The sequence below is a fragment of the Sulfurihydrogenibium sp. YO3AOP1 genome, from assembly GCF_000020325.1.
Classification (GTDB): Bacteria; Aquificota; Aquificia; order Aquificales; family Hydrogenothermaceae; genus Sulfurihydrogenibium.
The window spans coordinates 1,184,258-1,209,538 of sequence record NC_010730.1 but is presented as its reverse complement, the minus strand read 5'-3'; the positions used below and the strand labels follow the sequence as shown (position 1 = coordinate 1,209,538).

Annotated in this window: 28 protein-coding genes and 1 tRNA gene; 6 read left to right on the top strand and 23 right to left on the bottom strand. The window is 31.1% G+C overall.

Annotation, left to right across the window (positions count from 1 at the left end):
• Positions 1-137: 137 nt before the first annotated feature.
• From nadD to SYO3AOP1_RS05985, 3 genes are all read right to left on the bottom strand, one after another.
• Positions 138-761, bottom strand: a complete 624-nt coding sequence (gene nadD / locus SYO3AOP1_RS05995; protein WP_012459838.1) for a nicotinate (nicotinamide) nucleotide adenylyltransferase — start codon at positions 759-761, stop codon at positions 138-140.
• Positions 758-2,224, bottom strand: coding sequence for a Do family serine endopeptidase (locus SYO3AOP1_RS05990; protein ID WP_281340566.1), 1,467 nt, complete (start codon positions 2,222-2,224; stop codon positions 758-760). The genes nadD and SYO3AOP1_RS05990 overlap by 4 nt, the downstream gene beginning before the upstream one ends.
• A gap of 307 nt (positions 2,225-2,531) precedes the next feature.
• Complete coding sequence (locus tag SYO3AOP1_RS05985) at positions 2,532-2,978, bottom strand: Hsp20/alpha crystallin family protein (RefSeq protein WP_012459836.1); 447 nt, start codon at positions 2,976-2,978, stop codon at positions 2,532-2,534.
• 192 nt (positions 2,979-3,170) lie between these two features.
• Here SYO3AOP1_RS05985 and fabD point away from each other — a divergent pair, with 192 nt between their 5' ends.
• The 3 genes from fabD to SYO3AOP1_RS05970 are packed head-to-tail and all read left to right on the top strand — an operon-like array spanning position 3,171 to position 5,441.
• Positions 3,171-4,076 carry an ACP S-malonyltransferase gene (gene fabD, locus SYO3AOP1_RS05980; protein ID WP_012459835.1) on the top strand — a complete coding sequence of 302 codons (906 nt, stop codon included), beginning with the start codon at positions 3,171-3,173 and terminating at the stop codon, positions 4,074-4,076.
• Positions 4,069-4,722 (top strand): dethiobiotin synthase, encoded by a 654-nt coding sequence (bioD, locus tag SYO3AOP1_RS05975; RefSeq protein ID WP_012459834.1) that lies wholly within the window; start codon positions 4,069-4,071, stop codon positions 4,720-4,722. The genes fabD and bioD overlap by 8 nt, the downstream gene beginning before the upstream one ends.
• The gene (locus SYO3AOP1_RS05970; protein ID WP_012459833.1) at positions 4,719-5,441 is read left to right on the top strand and encodes a DUF72 domain-containing protein; all 723 of its coding nucleotides are present in this window, start codon (positions 4,719-4,721) and stop codon (positions 5,439-5,441) included. The genes bioD and SYO3AOP1_RS05970 overlap by 4 nt, the downstream gene beginning before the upstream one ends.
• Here SYO3AOP1_RS05970 and SYO3AOP1_RS05965 read toward each other — a convergent pair.
• From SYO3AOP1_RS05965 to SYO3AOP1_RS05880, 19 genes are all read right to left on the bottom strand, one after another.
• Positions 5,421-6,665, bottom strand: a complete 1,245-nt coding sequence (locus SYO3AOP1_RS05965) for an MgtC/SapB family protein (protein ID WP_012459832.1) — start codon at positions 6,663-6,665, stop codon at positions 5,421-5,423. The genes SYO3AOP1_RS05970 and SYO3AOP1_RS05965 overlap by 21 nt on opposite strands.
• Positions 6,665-6,958, bottom strand: a complete 294-nt coding sequence (secG, locus tag SYO3AOP1_RS05960; protein ID WP_012459831.1) for a preprotein translocase subunit SecG — start codon at positions 6,956-6,958, stop codon at positions 6,665-6,667. Before secG ends, SYO3AOP1_RS05965 begins: the two co-directional genes overlap by 1 nt.
• A gap of 3 nt (positions 6,959-6,961) precedes the next feature.
• Positions 6,962-7,714 (bottom strand): triose-phosphate isomerase, encoded by a 753-nt coding sequence (tpiA, locus tag SYO3AOP1_RS05955; RefSeq protein ID WP_012459830.1) that lies wholly within the window; start codon positions 7,712-7,714, stop codon positions 6,962-6,964.
• Positions 7,711-8,316, bottom strand: a complete 606-nt coding sequence (locus tag SYO3AOP1_RS05950; RefSeq protein WP_012459829.1) for a 2,3-bisphosphoglycerate-dependent phosphoglycerate mutase — start codon at positions 8,314-8,316, stop codon at positions 7,711-7,713. The genes tpiA and SYO3AOP1_RS05950 overlap by 4 nt, the downstream gene beginning before the upstream one ends.
• A gap of 439 nt (positions 8,317-8,755) precedes the next feature.
• Positions 8,756-9,700: an acetyl-CoA carboxylase carboxyltransferase subunit alpha gene (locus SYO3AOP1_RS05945; RefSeq protein WP_012459828.1), complete on the bottom strand. Its 945-nt coding sequence runs from the start codon at positions 9,698-9,700 to the stop codon at positions 8,756-8,758.
• Between the two features lies 1 nt (position 9,701).
• A complete protein-coding gene (locus tag SYO3AOP1_RS05940) occupies positions 9,702-10,703 on the bottom strand; it encodes a sodium:calcium antiporter (RefSeq protein WP_012459827.1) in 1,002 nt (333 codons plus the stop codon).
• Positions 10,703-12,400 carry a S1 RNA-binding domain-containing protein gene (locus SYO3AOP1_RS05935; RefSeq protein ID WP_012459826.1) on the bottom strand — a complete coding sequence of 566 codons (1,698 nt, stop codon included), beginning with the start codon at positions 12,398-12,400 and terminating at the stop codon, positions 10,703-10,705. Before SYO3AOP1_RS05935 ends, SYO3AOP1_RS05940 begins: the two co-directional genes overlap by 1 nt.
• On the bottom strand, positions 12,393-13,259 hold the full coding sequence (gene ispH, locus SYO3AOP1_RS05930; RefSeq protein WP_012459825.1) for a 4-hydroxy-3-methylbut-2-enyl diphosphate reductase: 867 nt from the start codon (positions 13,257-13,259) through the stop codon (positions 12,393-12,395). The genes SYO3AOP1_RS05935 and ispH overlap by 8 nt, the downstream gene beginning before the upstream one ends.
• Positions 13,252-13,881 carry a lysophospholipid acyltransferase family protein gene (locus SYO3AOP1_RS05925; RefSeq protein WP_012459824.1) on the bottom strand — a complete coding sequence of 210 codons (630 nt, stop codon included), beginning with the start codon at positions 13,879-13,881 and terminating at the stop codon, positions 13,252-13,254. The genes ispH and SYO3AOP1_RS05925 overlap by 8 nt, the downstream gene beginning before the upstream one ends.
• 25 nt (positions 13,882-13,906) lie before the next feature.
• Positions 13,907-14,455: a DUF507 family protein gene (locus tag SYO3AOP1_RS05920; RefSeq protein WP_012459823.1), complete on the bottom strand. Its 549-nt coding sequence runs from the start codon at positions 14,453-14,455 to the stop codon at positions 13,907-13,909.
• A gap of 123 nt (positions 14,456-14,578) precedes the next feature.
• Complete coding sequence (locus SYO3AOP1_RS05915) at positions 14,579-15,700, bottom strand: glycosyltransferase (protein WP_012459822.1); 1,122 nt, start codon at positions 15,698-15,700, stop codon at positions 14,579-14,581.
• Complete coding sequence (locus SYO3AOP1_RS05910) at positions 15,697-15,933, bottom strand: hypothetical protein (RefSeq protein ID WP_007546269.1); 237 nt, start codon at positions 15,931-15,933, stop codon at positions 15,697-15,699. The genes SYO3AOP1_RS05915 and SYO3AOP1_RS05910 overlap by 4 nt, the downstream gene beginning before the upstream one ends.
• Positions 15,930-17,714, bottom strand: a complete 1,785-nt coding sequence (locus SYO3AOP1_RS05905) for a glycosyltransferase (protein WP_281340559.1) — start codon at positions 17,712-17,714, stop codon at positions 15,930-15,932. The genes SYO3AOP1_RS05910 and SYO3AOP1_RS05905 overlap by 4 nt, the downstream gene beginning before the upstream one ends.
• Positions 17,686-18,243, bottom strand: coding sequence for a hypothetical protein (locus SYO3AOP1_RS09745; RefSeq protein ID WP_281340558.1), 558 nt, complete (start codon positions 18,241-18,243; stop codon positions 17,686-17,688). Before SYO3AOP1_RS09745 ends, SYO3AOP1_RS05905 begins: the two co-directional genes overlap by 29 nt.
• 68 nt (positions 18,244-18,311) lie before the next feature.
• Positions 18,312-18,590, bottom strand: a complete 279-nt coding sequence (locus tag SYO3AOP1_RS09430) for a HEAT repeat domain-containing protein (RefSeq protein WP_012459821.1) — start codon at positions 18,588-18,590, stop codon at positions 18,312-18,314.
• A 129-nt stretch (positions 18,591-18,719) separates the two neighbouring features.
• The gene (locus tag SYO3AOP1_RS05895) at positions 18,720-19,409 is read right to left on the bottom strand and encodes a polysaccharide deacetylase family protein (protein WP_012459820.1); all 690 of its coding nucleotides are present in this window, start codon (positions 19,407-19,409) and stop codon (positions 18,720-18,722) included.
• Positions 19,394-20,170 carry a lysophospholipid acyltransferase family protein gene (locus SYO3AOP1_RS05890; RefSeq protein ID WP_012459819.1) on the bottom strand — a complete coding sequence of 259 codons (777 nt, stop codon included), beginning with the start codon at positions 20,168-20,170 and terminating at the stop codon, positions 19,394-19,396. Before SYO3AOP1_RS05890 ends, SYO3AOP1_RS05895 begins: the two co-directional genes overlap by 16 nt.
• Positions 20,167-21,009 (bottom strand): GNAT family N-acetyltransferase, encoded by an 843-nt coding sequence (locus SYO3AOP1_RS05885; protein ID WP_012459818.1) that lies wholly within the window; start codon positions 21,007-21,009, stop codon positions 20,167-20,169. The genes SYO3AOP1_RS05890 and SYO3AOP1_RS05885 overlap by 4 nt, the downstream gene beginning before the upstream one ends.
• Before the next feature lie 513 nt (positions 21,010-21,522).
• Positions 21,523-22,437, bottom strand: coding sequence for a lytic transglycosylase domain-containing protein (locus SYO3AOP1_RS05880; protein ID WP_012459817.1), 915 nt, complete (start codon positions 22,435-22,437; stop codon positions 21,523-21,525).
• Between the two features lie 94 nt (positions 22,438-22,531).
• Between SYO3AOP1_RS05880 and SYO3AOP1_RS05875 the strand changes: the two genes are divergently transcribed.
• The 3 genes from SYO3AOP1_RS05875 to mtnP all read left to right on the top strand — a co-directional run bounded on the left by SYO3AOP1_RS05875 (position 22,532) and on the right by mtnP (position 24,192).
• Positions 22,532-22,605: transfer RNA gene (locus tag SYO3AOP1_RS05875), tRNA-Ile, on the top strand.
• Positions 22,606-22,632: 27 nt separating this feature from the next.
• Positions 22,633-23,343, top strand: a complete 711-nt coding sequence (locus SYO3AOP1_RS05870; protein ID WP_012459816.1) for a C4-type zinc ribbon domain-containing protein — start codon at positions 22,633-22,635, stop codon at positions 23,341-23,343.
• Positions 23,344-23,352: 9 nt separating this feature from the next.
• The gene (gene mtnP / locus SYO3AOP1_RS05865; RefSeq protein WP_012459815.1) at positions 23,353-24,192 is read left to right on the top strand and encodes an S-methyl-5'-thioadenosine phosphorylase; all 840 of its coding nucleotides are present in this window, start codon (positions 23,353-23,355) and stop codon (positions 24,190-24,192) included.
• On the opposite strand, the gene SYO3AOP1_RS05860 is transcribed toward mtnP, so the two are convergent.
• Positions 24,185-25,114 carry a ferritin-like domain-containing protein gene (locus SYO3AOP1_RS05860; protein WP_012459814.1) on the bottom strand — a complete coding sequence of 310 codons (930 nt, stop codon included), beginning with the start codon at positions 25,112-25,114 and terminating at the stop codon, positions 24,185-24,187. The genes mtnP and SYO3AOP1_RS05860 overlap by 8 nt on opposite strands.
• Between the last annotated feature and the right edge of the window lie 167 nt (positions 25,115-25,281).

Genomic DNA, 25,281 nt, shown 5'->3' with positions numbered 1-25,281 from the left:
CTTCATAATGTTATTCACTAACTTTCTCACATATTCACTTTCTTTCTGAGAGTGTTCCAAATTTTAACAAAGTTGTGTATACATATACATTCTGCAACTTGCAAAAATTTTAGAACAGCCTACTTTCTAAATAACTTCTATCTATACAATCCTTTTGCATAAATATACTCTTCAACTTCTGGCAATACTAAGTATTTAATAGATTGACCAGTTTTTACTCTATTTCTGATTTCTGTTGATGAAATTTCTAATTGTCTTGATTTAAAAAAATAAATTTTTGTTTCACTTGAATTTAAGTTATTATCTACACACAATCTGTTATACGAAAATTTTACAAGTAAAAATTCTTTTATTTTTTCAAAATCTGTATTATCTCTGCTTACAACAATAAAGTTTGTGTTTTCTAATAAGTTAACAGGTTCTTTCCATTTATCTAAAGTCAAAAAAGCATCAGAACCTACTATAAAAAATGGATTATATCCAAGCTTTTCTTTAAAGAATTTAATAGTATCAATAGTATAAGATTTTTCTTTTTTGTTTATTTCAAAATCCGAGATTTCAAAAAAAGGATTATTTTTTATGGATAAATCTAACATCCTAAGCCTATCTTCTGGGTTTGAAAAATGAGATTCTTTTAATGGAGAATGATAGGCTGGGATGAAAATAATTTTAGAAAAATTGTAATATTCCCTTATATCTTCAGCAATACGAAGATGACCCAGGTGAACTGGGTCAAAACTTCCTCCAAATAGTGCGATCATCTTAAAGGTAATGTTAGATATATTCTATTATCTCCTTTTTGTAAATAAAGAAGAACATTATCTTTTCCTTCTTTTTTAGCTTTTGATATTATAGACCAAAATTCGGAAGCAGATTTTACAGGAATATTATTCACAGAAAGGATAATATCTCCAGCTTGTAAACCTGCATCTTCTGCAGCACTGCCTTCTTTAACGCCATATACCAAAACTCCATTAGACACCTTAGGCAATCCATATTTTTGTATCAATCCTGGTGTTAAATCTTTTACTATTAATCCTATGCTGTTTTCTATTGAAGACAAACTTTCATCAGTAGTTTGCTCTTGTGTATCACTACCTTCTAATGGAACGGTAATTACTGTAAATGTCAGCTCTTTACCATTTCTTATAACTTTTAGATTAATTTTTGTTCCCGGCGGGTTTTTCATTATCTGATTTTGTAAATCTTGAACTTCAGAAATTTTTTTGCCATTTACTTCTACTATAATATCTCCTGCTCTAATACCAGCTTTGTCTGCCGGTCCTCCTGGTTGCACATTAGAAACAAGTACTCCTTCGTTTACTCCAAAGTGTTCTGCAAGCTCCGGAGTTAAAGGTTGAACGATTACACCAATTTTACTTCTTTTTACTTTTCCATATTTTAATATTTGATCCATAACCCATTTTGCTTGATTTATTGGAATTGCAAAACCAAGACCTTGTGCTCCGGCAATTATAGCAGTATTGATTCCTACAACTTCACCTTTGATGTTGATCAGTGGGCCGCCGGAGTTTCCTGGATTAATTGCTGCGTCTGTTTGAATAAATCCTTCTCCCGGTCTATCTTCTATCTGTCTGTTTTTGGCTGATACAATTCCTATTGTAACTGTATCTGAAAGTCCAAGGGGGCTTCCGATTGCAATAACTGTTGCACCTACTTTTAGCTGGTCAGAATCTCCAAGTTTTAAAACATGCTTAGATGCAAAATCTTCTATTCCTTTTTTAAATGGAACTTCTATTAATGCAACATCGCTTAATTTATCGCCACCAACAACTCTTCCTTTTAGTACAACTTTGTTTTTAAAAGCAACTTGAATATCTTTTGCATTTTCTATTACGTGATTGTTTGTTAGAAGAAACACAACTTTTTTATTATAATCTACATCTACAATAAAAGCAGAACCAAGACCTTGTCTTTTTTGTTTAAATTCTGGTGTGTTTGGAATGCCAAAAAAATCACCAAAAGGAATATCACTAAAAGGATTAGGAATTTTAACTTCTTGAGTGGTAAATACGGTTGCAACACCTGGAGAAACCATTTCAATAAGCTTTATCCTTTCATTTTCTATAGCTTCGAGATTTGGAAGTGATAAAGTTTGACCTTTTATACTTTGATTATAACTTTCTTGCTGTTTTCCAAGCTGAGCAAAAACAACATATGCAACTGCTAAAATTAAAGCAATTGGTAAAACTACCTTTTTCATAATTTTTATAACCTCCGCTTTTATATTCATGAGATCCTCTCAATCATCGTTATTAATTATTATAAATCTAAAACCTCTAATCAATGTTAACAATATTTAAATGTTTTGTAAACTATTTTTGAATTTAGTTCATGAAAGTTTTATATTTGATTTTGAAAGTAGATTTTACATTATGATTCTGTCGGTGGAAAAATTAGACATTGATACAAGACTGAGACTTAAAATCCCCCAACTATTATAGAAAAACAAAAAAAGTCCCCGTTAAGGGGACTTCAATGTTATTTATATATTCTTAATTTTAATTTTTTTACTTAATTTCTATCTTGACTTCTTTTTCTTGAACAGATTTTGGTATTATTAATTTTAAAATACCATCTTGATACTCTGCTTTCGCTTCTTCAATTTTTACGTCTGCTGGTAATGGGATTACTCTTTCAAACTTTCCATAGAATCTTTCTCTTCTGTAATAATTTTCTTCTTTTTTCTCTTCTTCTTTTTTAACTTCTCCTCTAACAACAACTGCATTGTCTTTTACTTTTACTTCAATATCTTCTTTTTTAGCACCAGGTATTTCTGCTTCAATTACAACGTTGTTGTCCTTTTCATACACATCAACTCTTGGGGACCAAACTACCACTTCTGCTGTTTGTTCAGCCGGAACCAATTCTTTAAAAATTCTGTTAATCTCATTTTCTAATCTTGCCAACTCTCTTAAAGGTGAAATTGCAAATGCTGGAATTAATCTTCTGTCCATTTTCATTACCTCCTTGCTTTATTATTACTATTAATATATAACCTAATATTAATTTTGTCAATAGATTTTATAATTGTTAACTAAATTTGATAAAATGCTTTTTATATTATAAATTTAAACTTTAAAATTTAATAATGCAAAAAATTAATAAGTTATAATAATTACAAACAGAAAAAGGAGGTTAATAGAGTAATGATAGCTTTTGTTTTTCCAGGACAAGGTTCTCAGTATGTTGGTATGGGAAAAGATATTTATGATAGCTTTGAAGAAGTTAGAGAGATTCACAATAAAGTTAATGAAAAACTTGGATTTAATTTGACAGAAATTATATTCAACGATGAAGAAAAACTTAATCTTACACAGTACACACAACCGGCTATTTTACTTACTTCTTATTTGATTTACAAAATTTTTAACGATAAAAAGAATATAACTCCCTCGTTTTTGGCTGGGCATTCCTTAGGAGAGTTTACAGCTTTAACCGTTGCAGGAAGTTTATCCATAGAAGATGCTGTTTATCTCACTTATATAAGGGGAAGCTTGATGCAAAGCGCAGTTCCGGAAGGAAAAGGCTTAATGGCTGCAATAATTGGCTTAGATGCAAATAAAATAGAAGAGGTCTTAAAAACGATCGATGGTGTTGTTGAGATTGCAAACTACAATTCTTATGAACAAACCGTTATTTCCGGTGAAACAGAAGCGGTAAAAAAAGCGATGGAAGTTTTAAAATCGCAAGGTGCTAAAAAGGTTGTACCATTAGCTGTATCAGTTCCTGCTCATTCATCACTTTTAAAAGAAAAAGCAAAGGAATTTGCCAAGTATATTGAAGATACACCTTTTAACGATGCAAAAATTCCTGTTATATCAAACATCACTGCAACCCCAATAACAAAGGTTCAAGAGATAAAAGAAGAGTTAAAAGCTCATTTTTATTCACCGGTTAGATGGGTTCAAACTGTAGAGTTTTTAGCAAATAACGGCGTTAAAACAGTTTATGAGATTGGTCCAAAGAAAGTTTTAACTGGTCTCATGAAAAGAATCAACGGCAATTTAGAGCTTAAAAATATAGAAACTTTACAAGACATAGAGAATGCTTAAATCTTTATTTATCACAGCAACAGATACAGGTGTAGGAAAAACAACCATTTCCTATGCCTTAGCTAAAACACTGATAGAAAAAGGATTAAAAGTAGCATACTTTAAGCCTATTGAAACCGGTGCAAACCCAATTCCGGAAGATGCTACTTTATTATCAAAACTGACATGTCAGCCGATTGACGAAGTAGTTTTATATACTTTCAAAAATCCTGTAGCTCCATACGTAGCAACTTTAATGGAAGGTGGAGATATAGATTTGGATAAAATAATAAAACATTATGAATATCTTGTTCAAAAATATGATTTTGTAATAGTGGAAGGAGCCGGCGGTGTTTTGGTTCCGATTAAAGAAAATTACACATACAGAGAACTAATTAGAGACTTAAATATACCCATTCTTTTAGTATCAAGAGCAAGTCTTGGAACGATAAATCACACACTGCTTACTTTGGAAGCTTTGAAAGATGCTAATATCTTAGGTATTATCATGAATGGTTTTACTGGCAATGATATATCAGAAGAAAAAAATCCTGAAGTAATAGAAAAGTTTTCTAAAGTAAAAGTAATAGCAAAATGTAATAAATCTGAAAATCCAATCAGCGAATGTTGTGAAAAATTGAAAAATGCGGCAGGATTAATCTTTTGAAAGATTACATAGGATGCTCCGGATTTTTCTATTATGGATGGAAAGGAAGATTTTATCCCCCTGATTTAAAGCCAAATCAATGGTTTACTTACTATGCTACAAAATTTAAAACTGTGGAAATAAATTCTACTTTTTATAACTTTCCAAAAAAGAGCTCCATAAAAAGATTTTATAAAATATCTCCAGAAGATTTTAAATTTTCTGTTAAAGTCAATAAAGCAATCACACATATAAAAAGGTTTAAAGACGTACAAAAAGACTTGAACGAATTTTATGAAATAGTTTCTCAAAATCTTGAAGAAAAATTAGGAGTATTTCTATTTCAACTGCCACCATCATTTAAGTATTCAGAGGATAATTTAGAAAGAATTTTAGGTCAAATTGATAAAAGATATAAAAATGCTATTGAATTTAGACATAAAAGTTGGTGGAATCAAGAAGTTTATGATGCTTTTAGAAAGGAAAATTTAATCTTTTGTAGTATTTCTGGTCCAAACCTTCCTGAAGAGTTAATCCAGACTTCAACAGATTTATACATAAGATTTCATGGAAAAGTATGGTACAACTATCAATATTCTAAGGATGAACTGATTAGTTGGGCAGAAAAAATTAAAAATTTAGAATACGAAAATTCTTTTATTTACTTTAATAATGATTATAATGCTTATGCTCCAAAAAATGCTTTAGAATTGATTGAGTTATTGAATAAAACTAAATAGGATAAAAAATATGATTGGAACAACAGTGAATAAAGTCATTTTAAACATCTCTCTTTTTAAGTAATTATCTGCAAAGATAAAAACATAAATATATTTGAATATAGTGTTAGAAAGTACAGCTAAAAGAATCATTACTGCTCCAAAAATTAGTTCAACACTTCCCGATTTTGTTAGGTTTGATGCAGAAATTGTTATAGCATCAACGTCAATCACACCCGAGATAAAACTTATAAAGTACATACCAATTAAGCCATAATAATATTTCAATGCTTTTATAAGAAATACAACAGCAGCATAAATAAAAGCAAATTGAAGTATATTAAGGATGCTAAAAGCCTCTTGAAACTGATTAGCATTTTCTTCTTCAATTTGGGAATTTAAATATTTGTAGTACTTTTTAGCAAAAGCTAACTGAACCGCTATAATTATTAGAAAACCGGGCAAAATTAGAGTCAGAAGATCTATATTAAAAATTCCAACCAAAATCATTATTCTTAAATTCATAATTATCCAAGCAATTATGGTGCCAAGAACTAGTATTTCCTTTTTTTCTAATTTTTTAGAAAGAATTGAGAAATTGTAAGTAACTGCGGTACTTGAAACCAAACCACCAAAAAATCCAACTAAAACCAAGGATTTAGTACCTTTCCATCTTAGTAGAAAATATCCAATAAAATCTATTACAGAAATAATAATTACAACTTTCCATATTTCTTTTGGGTTAAAAGCATCAAAAGGGCCATAACTTTTATCCGGTAAAATTGGATAAATGACAGCTGTTAAAAAAGCAAATTTTAAAATTGTCATTACATCTTGAAAGTAAAGACTTTTAGCGAAATTTTCTAAAGGCTTTTTCAATGCAAGGATTAATGTAGTTAATAAGGCAATAAATAAAGCTGTGTAATATTGATTATGGTATGTTAATACTCCAATTAAGAAAGTAATCAATACAGAAATCTCTGTCGTAACGCCTTTATCCTTAGTGTATTCTAAGAAAAAATTGACTAAGCTAAATCCTATGATTGCAAGAAATGAGATTAAAAGTGCTTCATTCCAAAATTTATCACTTATAAATGCAGATAATAAACCAAGAAGAGATATAAGGGGAAATGTTCTGACACCTGCAAATACTTCTTCTTTAACCTTGTATTCTCTTTCAAGACCAATTAAAAATCCAAGAACAAGAGAAAATAGGATTTTATAGAGAATATCATAATTTTCCATTATTTCTTTTGTGTTTGCTCTGCCGGTATGCTTTCAATAACAGATTTTGATTTTGCAATATGGATGCTTAAATATGATAGTATTAGAACTAATGTTAAGAATATTGCTCCAAGCCAGTAGGTTATTTTTGTTAAAATCGTTGCTGCAGAAGCTCCAAGGACAGCCTTTGCCGCACCAGACCCAAAAACAGCTCCAATCTCTGCACCTTTTGTTTTTTGCATTAAAACAAGAATTATTAAAAGAACAGAAACAATTATTAAAACTACAGATAAAACTCCAAACAAAAATTCCACTTTCTACACCTCCAAAGAATGGGTAATGATTTTATAAAATTTTACAGGGTCTAAGCTTGCTGTACCAACCAAAAATCCATCAACATTTTTTTGACTTATCAAATCTTTTGCGTTATTTTCGTTAACACTACCACCGTATAAAATCCTTGTAGTCTCATCATTTCCTTTAGACAGTTCATTTATAAGAGTTCTAATAAAATGATGAACTTCTTGGGCTTGCTCTTTTGTTGCATTCTTCCCTGTTCCAATAGCCCAGACGGGTTCATAAGCTATATCACAAAGACCAATCTCAGGATAAACACCAGCAAAAGCCATTTTTATCTGTCTTTCTACAACGTTTAATGTTATTCCAAGCTCTCTTTCTTCCAATGTCTCTCCAACGCAAACTATCGGTCTTATTCCATATTCTAATGCAGATATAACTTTTTTATTTATAAGCTCGTCCTTTTCTCCAAAAATATATCTTCTTTCAGAATGTCCAAGGATTACATACTCAACGTTTAACTCTTTCAACATTATTGGCGATATCTCACCAGTAAAAGCCCCTCTATCTACATGATACATATTTTGAGCACCAAGTTTTATATTTGTCTTGCTAAGCTCTAAAGAAGCTGAAGATAAAGCTGTAAAAGATGGGGCTATCATAATATCAACTTGATGGATATCTTCAACCATAGGTTTGAATTTTTCTATGTACTCTACGGATTCTGCAACTGTTTTGTTCATCTTCCAGTTTGCAGCTATAAGATATCTCATTTTCTAACCTCTTTGCTTATGATATTTCCTTCTTGGTCTAACTCGTAGACAACTGCAGCACCTGTATCAAGCTCAACTTTTATAATCTCTTCCGGTGTTAGTTTTTCAAGATACATGATGATAGACCTTAAAGAGTTTCCATGGGCAACAACTAACACATCATTTCCTTCATAGATATCGCCAAGAATTGCTCTTTCTAAGAATGGAATTGTTCTTGCAGCAGTGTCCTTTAAAGATTCTCCTTCCGGTGGTGCAATATCATAGCTTCTTCTCCAAAGATGAACTATTTCAGCTCCATATTTTTGTCTTGCCCTGTCTTTGTTTAAACCTTGCAATCCTCCATAGTGTCTTTCGTTTAATGCTTGGTCTTTTATAATTGGGATTTGTAGACCAATAACTTCAAGAATGATTTTTAATGTTTCTTGAGCTCTTGTTAATGCAGATGTGTATGCAACTTTGAACCTAATATCTTTCAAAAGCTCCCCTGCTTTAAATGCTTCCTCTTTTCCTTTTTCTGTGAGTGGAACATCTACCCATCCGGTAAATCTATTTTGTAAGTTCCAAAAAGATTGTCCATGTCTTACTAAGACTAATTTAGGCATAGAAACCTCCAAAGTTTTTAAAAATTATTATATCATTAAGTAAGTAATGGTGATTGGTATTAGTTTGTGAAAGTTTAAAGATTTAATAATTATGAGATACATTTGGGTGGGAAATCCAATAAAAATATGAGATTCTTCGCTTCGCTCAGAATGACACCATTGGCGGTTTTTGTCATCCAGCAGCGAAGTGAAGGATCTCCTCTTTTAATATCTTTTAAAATGAAGAGAAACAAAAGGAGATTCTTCGTCGGCTGCAGAATGAAAATCAAATTAATTTTTAGACTTAGTTAAAATTTTAAAGCACTCCTCTTAATATTAGTTTATGAAAATTTAAAGATTTAATAATTATAAAATTCTTCAATTTGCTTCTTCAGACAAAGAAAAAACATCATGCTGAAGCCGACAGAAATTTTCATATTCTTTTAAATTTCTTACCTCACTACTTCTCAGTAAACCTTCCCATTGAATAAAATTTTCTATGCCTTAACTCAACCAGTTCATCTAAGTCAATATTTATTATTTCTTTTAAAGAGTTTCTCAAAGCTCTTCTTAATAATCTATACATTTTCTTTGGCTGTAAATGAGCTCCGCCGAGTGGTTCTCTTACTATACAGTCAATGATACCAAGTTCTTTTAAATCTTGTGCTGTAATTTTTAAACTTTCTGCTGCGATAGGGGCTGATTCTGCTGATTTAAAAAGTATGGCAGCACAACCTTCAGGTGATATGACAGAATATATAGCATTTTCAAGCATAAGTATTTTGTCTGCAACGCCAAGAGCTAATGCTCCACCACTACCACCTTCACCTATAACTGTCGCAATAATAGGAGTTTTTAAGCTACCCATTACCATTAGACTTTCTGCTATAGCTTGAGATTGACCTCTTTCTTCTGCACCGATGCCCGGATAAGCTCCCGGAGTATCTATAAATGTAAAAATTGGTCTTTTAAATTTTTCTGCTAATTTCATTACTCTGATGGCTTTTCTGTATCCCTCCGGGTGCGGCATTCCAAAGTTTCTTTCTATCTTTTCTTTTGTATCCCTTCCTTTTTCATGACCGATTACGCAAACAGGCTTTCCTTCAAAGTTTGCAAATCCTGCTATTATTGCTTTATCATCTGCAAACCTTCTATCTCCGTGAAGTTCTATGAAATCAGTGAATAAATTATTTATATAGTCTATTGTGTGTGGTCTTTTTGGGTGTCTGGCAAGCTGAACCCTGTCCCATGCTGTCAAGCTTGCCATCTTTTCCTTAGATAGTTTTTTAAATTTTCTTCTTAATTTTGCAAGCTCATTAATTAAATGATGCTCACCTTTTTTTACTCTTTCTCTTAATATCTCAATCTGGTCTTGTAAAGATTGCAATTCTTGATTTATATCCATCTTATCCTGCTCCATTTGTTAAAACTAAGTATATATAGGCTATGAAAAATAATATACCGGATGTAAATCCATAAGCAAAATATTTTCTATTGATGTAAGAGAATGTTAAAGCTATAAAAGCTGAAATTATTGCAAATATTCCGGACACTAATGCAAGTCCTGTGATGTTCCATTCTGTAAATAAGACACCAATGCTAACAGGAATTGTGCTTTGAAACACCATTGCGCCGGCAACGTTTCCAACTGCTAACGTATCTTTCTTTTCTAAAATCCATTTTACGCTGTTAATTTTTTCAGGTAATTCTGTAGCTATTGGAGCGATAATAAGAGAAAAAATCAATGGGTCTAATCCAAAAGCTAAACTTATTTTTTCTATTCCATGAACGAAGAAATGTGCTCCACCAACCATTATTATAAGAGAGATGATTACTTGAGTAATTATTAAAAATATATGCGGATGTGGATTTTTAGGAGCAAAAAACAGGTGTTCAGGTGTTTCCATATCTTCACTTTCGCCTTTTAATGTTTGAAATACATACAGAACATAAAGACTAAGTAGAAAGATAGCAGTCATAACTCTCAGTGTATAACCTTCAAAAGGGACGATAAATAAAGCTACGGAATAGGCAAATAAAAAGAATGTTAAATCTCTTCTAAGTCCTGTGGTTTCTGCATGTAATGTAATCCCGCGTTTTTTCAATAAATGACCAATGATCACTGTTAATCCAATAAGTGGAAATGCTACAGTTGAAAGCATAAAAGGAGCACCAAGGATTGCTCCAACGCCAATATCATGACCTTTATTCCCTGCAAAAAAAACTATTGCAATTATTGGTATTAAAGTTTCTGGTAAAGCAGTTCCTACGGCAGCCAGTACACTACCTGTAAAATTTTTAGATACGTTTAATCTATGTCCAAGAGCTTCTATACCGTTTGTAAACAGCTCGGCTGCTGCTAAAACAAAAAGTATACCAACTACTAATAAAACAAAATCAAGAACCATTAACCTTTCTCCAGTAGCTTTTTCTTAAGAATATCTCCCAGGGTACCTAAGCTTTCCCCTTCTGGTTGTTTTGTTTCTTCTTTTTTACTCTCTAATTTTTCTAAAAGCTTTCTTTTTGCCTCTTCTTCAGCTTTTCTTTTCTCTTCTTCTTTTTTTCTTTTCTCTTCATCTAATAAAATTTGTTTAATGCTTAATGTTATTTTCTTGTTTTCTGGGTCTATTTTTATTATTTTAGCCTCGACTTCTTGATGAAGCTCTAACTTATCGCTTGGAATGTTTATTCTTTCTAATGCTATTTCAGAAACTGGTATAAAGCCTTCTATATTTTCTCCCAAATCAACAATTGCACCTTTTTCTATAAGTTTCTTGACCTTTCCTTTAACAACATCGCCAACTTTGTATTTAGAGATAAACTCATTCCAATCTTCTTCTAAGAGCTGTTTTATTCCAAGTAAGATTTTGTCTTTTTCCACACCAAGGACTTTAAATTTATAAACTTTATCTTCCTTTAGTACTGATGAGATAGACTTAATATTTTTATTATCTGTAGCATCTTCAAGTTTTACGATTCCCTCTATTTCACCAAGGTCTATAAATGCAACTTTTTGCTTAGCATCTTTAACTTTTGCCTCAATTACACTACCAACAGGATTTTCTTTTAAGAATTTTTCTACTGGATTTTCTTGTAATGCTTTTATGCTTAATTTTAATTTTCTGTTTTCTTTATCAAGCTCTATAATTTTTGCCTTAACTTTATTACCAACTTTTAAATTTTTCTTAGCTTTCATATAATCAAAATGTGAAATTTCTCTGTTATGGATAAAACCATCAACTCCATCTACATCAACAATTACACCAAATTTATTGATTTCTTTAACAGTAGCTTCTACAACATCCTCAACATCTTTATCAAACTTATCCCATGGATTTGGCTCTAAAGCTTTTAAAGAAAATATGGGCTTTTTATCTTTAATTTCTTTTATTACTAATTCTATGCTATCTCCTACTTTTAAAACATCTTCAAACTTTTTGTTTTTATCCCAAGAAAGTTCACTCTTTGGCAGGATTCCATAAACTACATTATCAATAGAGATTACAGCAACTTTATCGGTGATTTTTTCTACCTTGCCGATAACTTTTTGACCTTGCTGTAAAACTGATAAGTATTTTTCTTTTTCTGCGTTTACTTCTTCTTTTAATGCTTCTTTTCTTGATATTACAACGTTAGGACTGCCTTTTCTTTCTTCAAACTTAACAATGTATCCTTCAAACGTATAACCTTCAGGCAAAGTTTCATCTCTTTTGGTGCCGGACTCTGAAAATGGCATAAATCCTTTAATGCCTTCTATATCAACAATATATCCTTTTTCTCCTTTACTAACTACCATAACTTTTACTTTTTGTTTATTTTCAAAAGCCTCTTTAAGCTTCTTTACCTTATCTTTCATGACAAAGCCTTTTCTTGACAGGATAAAGTATCCGTCTTTATCTCTTTTGCCAATAAATACTGCCTCTATCTCATCACCTTCTTTGTAGCCTTCTGCTTCTTGTTTTCTTAAAACAGCTTCTACTTTTTGTCCAATATCTACATAGACTTTATCATCTGTTATTTTTACGATTTTTCCTTTTACTTTTTGATTTTTTGAGTAACGAGATGCTTCTACAGCTTGCTCCATCATTTTTTCAAACTCATTCATGGCTAACTCCTTTTATTTCTTTGATTTTATTTACAACTTCTTGAATTATCCAGTCAGGTGTGGATGCACCGGCTGATATACCTATATTTTCTTTATTTTCAAACCACTGATTTTGTAGCTCGTCTGCTGTTTCTATATGATAAGTATTTGGATTTAATGCTTTTGAAATCTGATAAAGTCTTTGTGTGTTTCCGCTGTGTTTTCCACCGATGATTATCATCACATCAACTTCTGGTGCTATTTTTTTAACCTCTTCTTGTCTTACAGAAGTAGCATCGCAAATTGTATTAAAAACTTTTAACTCTTCTGTATTTTCTGCCAAATATCCTACCGCTTCTCTGAAGAAGTCTTCACTTTGGGTTGTTTGTGCTACTACTCCGATTCTATTTCTTTTTGGAACTTTTTTGACTAAATCTTCAAAATTTTCAACAACAACGCCTTTTCCGCCAACTTCTTCAAGGTGTCCAAGCGTTCCTATCACTTCCGGATGCCCTTCTTCACCTATTATTACTACAAAGTACCCTTCTTCAACAAGTTGCTTGACTTTATCATGAACTTTTTTTACAAACGGACATGTAGCATCAAGAACGTTTATATTCAACTCTTTTAACATTCTTTCTGTTTTGGGTGGTACACCATGTGACCTTATAATTACAGTATCGCCGGGTTTTAGTTGTGAATAGTCCTGCATCTCTTCAACACCAATAGATTTGAGATAATTAACAACTTGCTTGTTATGGATTATTGGACCATTTGTATATGCATGTCCGAGTTTTTCTCCGGCTTGCTTTGCCATATCTACAGCTATTCTTACACCAAAACAAAATCCTGCTGTTTGTGCAACTATTATATTAGCCATCTCTTTTTACCTCTTTTAACTTTTTGATTTCATGCATTACTTTTTCTGCCACATGCTCGTAAGATGATATTCCTTCAAAATTTATAGGTTTTCCAATAATTACATCAATATTATACTTGAATAATTTAGGAAATTTTGATTTTACTGGTAGTATTTTATCTGTACCTTCAATAAGAATTGGTATCACTGGAACTTTTGCTTTTTCTATAAGATAGCCAACTCCTGGTTGTGGTTTTCTAAACTCTCCCGGTCTTGCTCTTGTTCCTTCCGGAAAAATTCCTATTACATAACCTTCCTTAAGTAAAGAGATGGCTTTTTTTATTGTGCTTAAATCTCTATTGTCTCTTTTTACAGGAATAGCCCCAGCCTTTCTAATTATCCAACCAAGGATTGGCACTTCAAAAAGCTCTTTTTTTGCTAAGAAGATTATTGGTCTTGGAGATATGATGTTTAAAACTGGTGGGTCTAAATGGCTTCTGTGATTGGCAGCTAAGATACAGCCACCGGTCAATGGTATATTTTCAAGCCCTACGACATTTATTTTTAATAGCTTTTTTAACGCCGGTCTGACTTTATAAAAAACTTTATAACCAAATTCTGAGTATGGGGCTTTTTTCTCCAAAAATTATCTCCAAAAGAGAGATTTTTTATAGCCAACCTCTCCTTTTTAAAGCATCTTCATATATTCTATTGTAGAGAATTCTCCATTCAGGAGTCCCTTCAACGATTTTTCTTGAGTAAGACCTGATTCTTTGTCTAACTTCTTTATCTATCTCTCTTTGTTCTCTTACCAATCTTTTTAAAAGTTCTAAGACTATTCTTCTTATTTTGTTTGGATGTTCAAATATTTCTACCGAATCTTCTGTTTCAATGTATCTTTTTATTCTGTTTGCAATTTGATTTAATCTCTCTTCTGGGTCAAGATGAATGTTTCGTTCCTCGGCTAATTTTTCCATTACTTTTAAAACAGCTGTTCTAAATCTTATATCTTCATGCTCAAACTGTTTTATATGTTGTTCAACAAGCTTTTCTGCTTCTTCTTCAAGTTCTTTCTCTTCTTCTACAGCTTTTTTGATTATTTCAAGAATGTCATGTCTAAATTTTTGTTCATCATCTGCTTCAACAATATGCTCATTTATAAGCTTATCTGCAATGCTTTGAGATACTATCTCCACCAGCTTTGCTGGTAGTTTCATAAATATCCTCCAATTTTAAGATAGTAAAACATTATAACATTATGATTTTTTGTTTGCAAATTGATGTAAGAACTGTAAAAAGATAGCAGCGCGAATTAATACAAACTTTTTATGATACTAACCCTATAGCTCTCTATAAATCCTAAAAAGCTTGTCGAAATTCTTATTTAAATCAAACTCATTTCTTATAAAATTTTTCATTAAATTTCTATCAAGATTGTTTAAGCTATTGCTTAACTTTAAAGCCTTAGATGCAAAGTCCAAAACATCCGTCGCGAGATACTTTTTATAAAATACTATCTCCGGAAAGGAAGTCTTGTTGTAAGCTAAAACCGGAAGTCCGCAGGCTTGGGCTTCAACCAAAGATAGTCCAAAAGTATCAGTTTTAGATGCTGTAATAAAAATATCTGACATTTTAAGCATTTTAACTAAATATTCCCTATCGCTGATATAATCAAGAATTAAAGAATTACTATTTAAACTGCTTAAAGCATAATCTTTTAACGGTCCGGCTCCTATGAGTAAAAAGAAAAATCTATTTGGTTGGATTTGTAAAAGCAATTTTATAATTTTTATCAGCTCATCAAAATTTTTGTCTTCCGAAAACCTTCCAACATAAATAAAAACTATTTTGTTAACAGGAATATTGAATTTTTGTCTAAGGTCTTCCTCTGGCTGAATTTTATCAAAAAAATCAACATCTATACCATGATAGATAACTTCAACATTTTGCACACCAATATCTAAAAGATAGTTTTTAACGTAGTAAGATGGAGCAATAACAAGGTCTAAATTTGAGTAAGTTTTATATGTGTAGGACCTTGCAATTTTTTTAACTATAATTTTTCCTTTAATTTTGTTTATATTTTCAACGACACTTTCTAAGTTTGAATGAAAAAAACCTACGGTTTTATATTTTAGACTTTCTTTTTTTGAATTTACAACTGTTGGAATTAAAAAAGGAGAGCCTATTTCTACTACATCCGGTTTTTCTTGCTTTAATATGTTTGAAAGTTTAACAGGATTAATCAAAAGTCTATAGTGGTTATTAAATGGAAAGTAGGGAGATTTGATTTTAATTATTTTGGTTCTTTTTAAAAAAAGTTCCCCATCCTCTTCCCCTGGAATTATTAATGTGTGCTGAATATCTTCTTTATCTTTTAGGTATTCTATCTTGTTTTGAATGTATGTTTTAATCCCTCCCCCTTTTTCAGAGTAGAAATGTGTTATATCTAATAGTCTCATAATTCATTAATAATTAAATCAACAAGTTTTTTGTGATACAGTTTAAATCCAAAGCTTGTTTTTTTGCTAAGATTATACTTATTGGCTGTTCTTCCAATGTATACAAGGCTTACATATTTATTTTTTCTCTTTATAATCTCACTTTGGATATCTTTAGCTATCCACCAGTCATTGTCTCTCATTTTGACTGTTGGAGTTATGTCTATTGGGTAGTAGGATTTTCTTGACCTCATACATAAACCTCCTCAAGCTGTTTTTTTGAAAGATAATCTAAGCTAAATTTTTCAACCATCTCAAGCAATAGATTTCTTTCACCAAGATTTGAGACTAATTTTAAAATGTTATTTCTTATTTTTTGTGATAAAACTGGATTTTCTATCAATCTTTCAAGGATTAATTTGTATTCTTTTGGGTCGTTATTGGAAATAACAAACCCTGTGATGTCTTCAACAATATTTTCCTTGGATGCTCCTTTGTGTGACACAAGAGGAATTAAACCGCTTGCCATAGCTTCAAGCACTACATTTCCAAATGTTTCTGTTGTGCTTGGAAATAGGAAAAAGTCAGCAGATGCAAAGGCTTTAGATAACTCTTCTCCTTCAAGAAATCCTGTGAATATTATCTTTCCTTCGTAAGTTTGTTTTAACTCTTTTAAATACGGACCATCTCCTACGATCGCAAACTTAACCTTTGGATTGTTTTTCATCAGTTCATAAACTTCTATAAAAACATCTAAATCCTTCTCTTTTGCAACTCTTCCAACGTATAATACAACTTGTTCAAAATTGTACTTAGGGTCGTATTTTTTCCAAAAGTTTTTATCCCTAAACGATGGATTGAATTTTTCTTGATTTACTCCTCTTTTGAAAACTTCCATCTTTTCTGGTTCAACACCCATTTCAGCAAGCTTTTGAAAGTAATATCTTGATGGAACTAACACTTTCTCACTATTGTTGTAGACAAATTTCAATCCTTGGGCTACAAATTCTTTTAATGCTGGCTCGCTTGTGTATCTGTAAACATACTCTGGAAAATCTGTATGGAATGTAGTAACAAATGGTATGCCAAGGATTTTGGATATAGCAAATCCCATCAAGCCAACAGGTCCCGGAGTTGGAGCGTAGATTACGTCAAAGTTATTTTGCTCTATGTAATCTAAAAGTTCTAAAAAGTTTGGAATGTTTATCGGAATTTCTTCATACTCAGGAAGGTTGAACGTAAACATCGGCTTAAAGTTTATTAGATGTTCATCTTCTTCTATACTTTTGTCGTATGAAATGATAAATTTAATGTCTAAATTTTCTTCTTTTGCTAAGTTTAGTAGTTTTTGGGTTGTTCTTGATACTCCGTTAATCTCAAAAAATGTATCTGTAAGATATGCTATTTTTCCTTTCACATGACCATTATCGAAAAATTCTTTATAGATTTTTTTAGAAAAATTCTTTTCATCTGCCCTTTGTTTGTAAACTGAAACGTAAAATAAGTAAGAAGACGAGAATATAAAAATTTTTCCTAAGTACATGCTTAATTTGTCAAAATCTAAATTTTTTTGATTTCTTATGTTTGAGATGTAGTAGGGTATTAGATTTATAAAAAATCTGTGTATATTCTCATGATTGTCTTGTGAAACTTCTCCTTTGTGCTTGATTACTGTTTCAATAAAGTTTAAAATGCTATTTCTACCAAGGATTTGGTCTAAAATGTAGGTTGATTGTTGCCTTGGTTCAAAAAGATAATCTAAAAGCACTCCAAAATTTCCAAGGTTGTACTGTCTTTTTAAGCCTTCTTTTGCGATGTTCATAACCATATGGGTCAATCTTTTTGGATTTCCGTATATCCCATCGTAACGAGTTTTTCCTTCATTGATTGCATTTTTTAAGTCCTCAACTGTCTCTCCCTCTGCAATTGTGTAACCTGTGCCTAAATCAAGTCCTCCATGGTCGTCAGAACCACCTGTAAAGGATATAAAGCCTCTTCTTCTTTTGTTAAAAATACTTATTTGACAATCTTTCAATTACATCTTTTTGACTAAAATAATTTGCAATTTTTTCTGTAATCTGAGAAGAAGTCTTAGACCTTGTGCCGTTTAAAATTTCCCAGTTGTCAAATAAAAGTCCTAACTTTTCAATGTGCGATTTTGTAAGCTTTCCGTCCATGTTATACAGGGGATGGGCAAGTATATGAGTGATATTATTTTTTTGTAAGTAATCAACAAGCTCGTATATATTTCCTCTAACTTTTTGAATATCTTGGTGAATTTTTTCGTTTATATCTATGACAATTACGTGGATTTTTGCTCTATCTTCTGGAAAGTAAGTTGTGATCTCTTCTGATATAAATACATTTGGCAAGTGTGCGATTTCTAAGCAGCCATCTATTGTGTCGTGGTCTGTAATTGTAAATAAGCTCATTCCTCTTTCTTTTAATTTTTCATAAACTTTTTTCGGCTTAACATAGCTTTCACTTATTTTAAGTTTATTAGAAAGATAACCACCGGGCTTATTTGAAGCTTCTGAGTGTAAATGTAGGTCAACTTTAATCATTTTTTGCCCCCTTATCAGAGATTGATTAAAGGATACATTAAAAGTGTTAGAGAATTATTAAGGTTTTGTTAAATTTTGATAATTTGATCTAAGAACTTTTCTAAGATTATATTATCTTGAATTTTCTTTCTTTCCTTTAAACATTCTAAAACTTCATCTGTTCCAATGTTCTGCAAGGCTTTGGCTATCTCTATAAGCTCATAAGTATCTCTCTTATCAAAAAGCATTTTACAAAGCTTAGAAACAGCTTTCTTGGTTTTTCTTTTGCCAAGGATTTCTATAACAACCATTCTGTTTTGTGTTATTGGATTATTAAGTGCAAGAATAAGTTTATCATCGTAGTCCAATTGAGTAAAAAAAGCTTACATCTGCTTTACAATAAGGACAGATTTTGTCGTTTTCTTGAATTTCTTTCCAGCAGTAAGGACAAAACCAATGTATCATTTTAGAACGTAAGTTATGAGATGTTTTTTCTTTTATTTTATCAAATCTTGAAGATGCATATATTTAAAATCTTTGCCTTTCAATGTCTTGACGATTAATTTTATTTTGTCTTCATCTATGGCATCTACCGGGTGTAGAGCAATTCTTATGACGTTTATTTTGGAAAGTCTTAATGCATAAAAATAAGCTTTAAAAGATAATTTAGATACAACCTCAACTATTCCCCTACTGCCAAAGCTTAAAACCGGTGATAAGATTTTTTTATCTTTTTGTAAGTCATAAATATACAATCGGTCTTCTGTAAATCTAAATCCATACTGTTTTAGTACTTTATAGTCTTCTTTTCTCATCAACCATGCAGGTGGTATAAAGCCTTTTGGGTGTATGCTAAGTTTATTTAGAATCTCTAAACCCTTTTTTAGTCTGTCTTCCAAGTCTTGGTAGTATAAAAACTCGCCTTCACAGTTTGTAAATAAACTTTTCAGTCCTTTAAAACAGCCGGATTTGTGGCTATAACCGTGTAATACAAACTCTCCATTAACTTTAAAGTTTTCTAAGTCTTCTTTTATCTCTAACAGATTTTCTTTTTCATGATAGTATGGTATCAATAGATATGTGATTTTACTAACACCTAAGTCTTCTAAGATGTCTTTGAGATAGTAAACTTTTTCAAGGTTTGATTTAGTAACATCGTGTATAGAGATGTTTAACTTTTGTAGCATTTTTCTATTTTTGAATGTAAGTATTTTGAAAGCTCTTTTCTATCTTTAAAATTTTCTGGGTCTTCTGGCTTTAAAAACTTAACTTCTATAAACACACTTTTTACATTCTTTAAAAAAGTAAAAAAATGACTGAAAAATTCCATATCACCATAGTAGTAAAGTAAATCTCTGTTTTTCTCATTTACAGGTCCATCATTAACTTTTGTATACTTTATACAGCATGGAGCTACAAGAGCATCAACCAGGAAAGCAAGTTCTAAAAATGAAGATTTAAAAGGTAAAACACATTCGCCATTAGATGTAGTCCCTTCCGGAAAGATAACAACGTTAAAACCATTATGCAATAAATCTTTAATCATTTCTATCTCTTCTTTTATACCGTTTTTATTTTTTCTGTCTATAAAAACACTTCCTCCATACTGTGCAAGCTTTCCAATCAAAAAAGATTCTCTAACTTCTGTGGTTGAGACAAAGGCATTTTTATTGTTATACATCAAAGCTATAATGTCTAAGTAGGAAAGATGGTTTGAAAGAATAAGATAGTTTTTATCCAATTTATGGATTGAAGCGTTGTCTATCAAGACATTTATTTTGTAAAGTCTGCAGGCTATATCTCTGAAAATTCCTGCATTTTTTAAAAACAATCTCTTTTTTTTGTACTGGCTTCGTACAGTCAAATCTATTGATAAAGAAATCAGTAAAAATAAAATCAGTAAAACAATAAAAATGTTAAGCCTGTAAAAGAGTCTTAGATAGCTCATTCCTTCTTGTATTTCTTTTCAAACGTTTTAGTTAAATTTTCTGTGTCTAAGATTGTTACAAAGTCAATACATCTAAATTTTTTATCCAATGCTGGCTCACTACAAACCTTTGCACCTGCTTTTAAATATCCTTCAAGGAGTGGCGGAATATAATTTGATGCTTTTTCGTAGTTTGGTTCTATGTATTCTAAAAATTCTGTATACTTCTTCAAGCTTAAAATTTTGTAGTTAAACTTTGGGTAAGCTTCTAACTCTGACAGGTAGTATTTTGATTTTAGATACATGTAAATAAATGCTACTTTTTCTATATCTATTTGAAAAATGCTTGAACATCCAAAGAGATACTTATATCCACCTGTGTAAACATACTGGCTGATACCTCTCCAAAGCAGTGACAATGCTATTCCATTTCTGTGATTGCTATCTATACATGCCCTTCCCATTTCAAGTATTGGGTCTTTTATGCTTTTAATCTTATCAATAAAAAATTCAGATTCTGTATAAAACTCCTTAGAGAAGTTTGACCCAATCAAACGATATGTTCCAACCACTTCTTTTGAATTTTTATCTATTAGCAGTAGATGGTCTGCTATCATATCGAATTTATCACTGTCTAATTTGACTATTTTCTTTGTCTTTTCAAAAAATACTCTATGCCTTAATTTTAAAGCTTTTAACAGCTCTGTATGAGATTCTGCTGTTTTAACAATGTATTTACTTGTTTCAAACTGTAATTTTATTTTAGGTCTAAAGTTTTTGAGCTTGTACTTGTAAATGTCTGTTGGATTTACAGGAATTTTAAAAGATTTAAAGTTTTTTAACTTTTCTACGCCTATCATAGCAATCCTCCAAAATTGGATTTATGAGATTATAGAGGTTTATTTTTAAATTTTGATTAAGATTTGATTACGTCATTTTAAGAAAATTTAAGAGTATATTAAGAAAGTTTAAGGGTTGTTTGATAAATTAACAAAATTTGACAAGCCTAAAAAGCAATCAATCTCTTAATTGTCATTCTAAAGCTACAGCGAAGAATCTCCTTTTGTTTCTCTTCTTTTTAAAAGACATTACAAAGAGGAGGTCCTTCACTTCGCTGCTGGATGACGTAAAACCACCATTCGTGTCATTCTGAGCGTTAGCGAAGAATCTTCTCTCCCCATTCTCACTTCTTATTTTCTCGCTTTTAAAAGAGGAGATCCTTTGTACTTAGGTCCTCAGGATGACGAGGAAGGTACAGTTATATCTATATTTATATTCTACAGCTTACAAAAATTTTAAAATAATCTCCATAATGATATAAGATAAATATTATTTACTTCTTCCATCAAACTCATTCACTCTGAATCACGAATTTAAACACTATCATCAAGTAGAGCTTTTACAAGGTTTCCATAACCTTTTGGTACATATAGATTGTATTCTTCTCCATCATTAGGTATTCTTTTTTTCAATAAGTGAGGATTTAATGTATCTAAAGTTTCTCTTTTAATATAAGTTAATTTTGATATTTCTTCAAAAGTGAATCCTTTATTTACTTTTACAATATCAAAGTTGGTATCTTCTTTATCTAATCTTTTTTTCTTAATTATCTCTGTTGTTGCTTCAGCAATTGCGATAAACTTTAAAACGTATTCTTTTGTTTGTTTTGGTAAGAAATTTTTGATGCTACTAAATGAATTTCCATGATAGCTAACTTTTGTTATTATCTTGTTATGCCCAGCATTATAACTTGCAAGAACTAAATGCCAATCTCCAAAAACAGAATAAAGTTTTTTAAAATATTTCACTGCTGCAAGAGTAGATTTTATAGGATCTAACCTTTCATCAACTTCTTTGTTTACTTTTAGTCCAAAATTTCTTGCAGTTTCAGGCATAAATTGCCATAAGCCTGCAGCACCTTTTGGTGATTTTACCATAATTCTGTAATGGCTCTCTATTACAGGAATTGCTAAAAGTTCTGGTGGCAGATTATGTTTTATAAAAATGCTGTAAATTAAAGGAATAACATTTTTCCCATTTTCAATGTAAGATTCTAACTCTCTTCTATGCTTTGAAATATAATCTTTTTTCTTCTTCTCAATCTCAACCTTAACCAATTCCTCTTCTGATTTGTTTAAATAATCTTCTAAAGCTTTAACGTCTTGAGAGTTTTCAAGCTTATCTTCAACAGCCGAACTTACATTTTTCGGCTCCAAAGTTTCTGCCTTTAAAACGTTTAATCCTATTAGTAAAACCATAAAATATGCGTATATCAATACCTTCATCATCGCATTACCTCCTTAAGTATAGGTTATTATAAACTAATTTTTTCTAATTGACAACCCCTTGAAAATGTATTATATTATTTACTCCAAAAGCAAAGGGCCCGTAGCTCAGTTGGTTAGAGCAGACGGCTCATAACCGTCCGGCCGGGGGTTCGAGTCCCTCCGGGCCCATAAATCTAAAATTACATCGGAGAAAGAATGGATAGTGTTACAGCATCAAAATTATTAAACCTCCAAGAACTTGATAATCAAATAGAAAACATAAATTCAGAATTAGAAAAAATTCCGGCAGAAATAGAAAAACTCCAAAAAGAAATTGAATCTTTAAAAATTAAACATGACCAAATTATCCATAGAAAGAAAGAGTTAGAGCTTCAAAAAAAAGAAAAAGAATTAGACATTCAAACATTTCAAGATAGAATAGCAAAGCTTGAAATAGCTTTAAATAAAGTAAAAAGTAATGAAGAGTATAAAGCTCTGCTGAGAGAAAAAGCTCAAGCTGAAGAAAATATCATTCATTTAGAAGATGAGATTCTTCAATTAATGGAAGAGATAGAAAATTTAGCAAAAGAGATTAAAGAATTTGAAAAGATTAAAGAAGAAAAAATTAAAGAATTAGAAAATGAAATTCAGACTCTAAATTCCAAAAAAACTCAATTAGAAGAAGAGCTTAATAAACTCATCACACAAAGACAAGAATTAGTCAATACCATAAAACCACAAGCTTTAAGTCAGTACGAAAGTATCAAGAAAAGAGTAAAAAATAAAGTCATAGCAATAGTTGAAGACCAAGTATGTACCGGCTGTTATATGGTAATTCCGCCAAAAATATTTACAGAACTTTTAAAGTCAGAAAAATTATTTACTTGCCCTAACTGTGGCAGATATCTATTTTACGAGTCTAAATAAGGAGTTATTATGTTAGGGGTAATAGGTGGTAGCGGACTATATCAAATTGATGGAATTGAAATCTTAGATGAGATAGCAATAAAAACGCCTTTTGGAGAGCCGTCAGATAAATATATCTTTACTCAGTACAAAGGTAGAAAAGTAGTTTTTTTGCCAAGACATGGAAAAGGTCATAAATACCCGCCACATTTGATAAATTTTAGAGCTAATATATGGGGGTTTAGAAAGCTGGGAGTGGATAAAATTTTATCCATCTCTGCGGTTGGTGGAATTAATCCAAATTTAAACCCAGGGGATTTTGTAATATCTAACCAATTTATTGATTTTACTAAGTCAAGAGTTCAAACTTTTTATGAAGGCATTTACTCAAAAAATGATGATACTGAAATAAAGGACGAGGTTTCTGAATTTTTAAATAGTAAAAGAGTTGTTCATATAGATGTAACAGACCCTTTTTGCCCGGAAATGAGAGATGTTTTGATAAAAGTGTGTGATAAAAATAACTTTCCTTTTCATCAAAAAGGTGTTTATGCAGCCACAGAAGGACCAAGACTTGAAACATCAGCTGAAATAAAATTTTTAAGATTAATTGGTGCTGATATAGTAGGGATGACCCTTGTGCCGGAGATTGTTCTTGCAAGAGAGTTAAAAATGCATTTTGCTTCTATCAGCGTTGTGACAAACCTTGCAGCAGGTATATCACAAAATAGATTAACATCTGATGAAGTTGTAGAAATGATGAAAGAAAAAAATGAGCAGATAAAAACTGTTATACTAACTTTTATAGAAAATCTTCCAGAAAGATTTAATTGTGAATGTGAAAATGTGCTAAAAGGAGCTGCTATTTAGCTCCTTTTTTAAATAAACTGCCAACAGTAAAAGCTGATATTATCTTAGAATGTTCTTTTTCTGTAAGGTCGCTTCTTTCTAAGAAGGCTTTTAAATCTTTGTAATGTATTTCTCTTTTTGAGATCCTTTCTAAAATCCATTTTAAACTTTCTTCTTTGGTTTTTTCTGAAAGTTCTTTAAACTCCTGTGAAGATATATTTTCTTCTTGGACATTGTATTCTACTATTTGATTAATTTGATTTATTTTTTCAACTTTTGGTAAAGATACGTCAATTTCTAATCCATTCTCTGTTAGCTCTTCGGCTATCCAGCCAAAGTGTTTCATTTTATCTATCGCTTTTTGTTCTAATTCGTCGCTTAAGTGTGGATTCTTAAATCTTGTTATGAATGATTGGTAAAGCTCTTCTAAAATCTTTTTGTATTGTTTTTGTAGTACTGTATTTAATAACTGTGCTATTTCCATTCTTTCTTGCTCGGCTTGTGAAGAAGATGATTTGATTAATTGTTTTAAATTCTCTTTCATTTTCATAAAAATATGACTGTGTGCTGTTTCATCATTTATGACTCTTGAAAGAATTCTTTTGTTTGGTTCATCATTTATATCATTTAATTGGTTTGAATATTCTTTAATAGCCATTAGTTCTGCATCAATGTTAAGCTGCATTAGTTCTTCTAAGGTTGGTGCATGTAAAAATACTGCTGCTCTTTCAGAAATTGCAGGGTCTCCACCAAGTTCAACAACTTTATGAGCAAACATTCTTAGATGTCTCATCTCTTCTCTTGCTATTTCTTCAATTTCATTTTCCGTTTCAGCCTCTCCAATTGTGTAGGCATGAAATAAATACTGAATGATTGCACTATGCTCTAAGGCTATATTGTAGTTAAAGTAATTTATTATTTTTTCTCTTTCTATGTCTTTCATTTTTTATCTCCTGTTTTTGTTTTTTTCTTTCTAATAATAATATTTGAATTTAAAAATGTCAATTCAAAAAGAGAATGCTTGCAAAAATCAACATCGTCATTTCTGAAGCTACAGTGAAAAATCTCCGTCCTTTAACTTCTCACTTTCTCACTTACTCACCTTTTTTA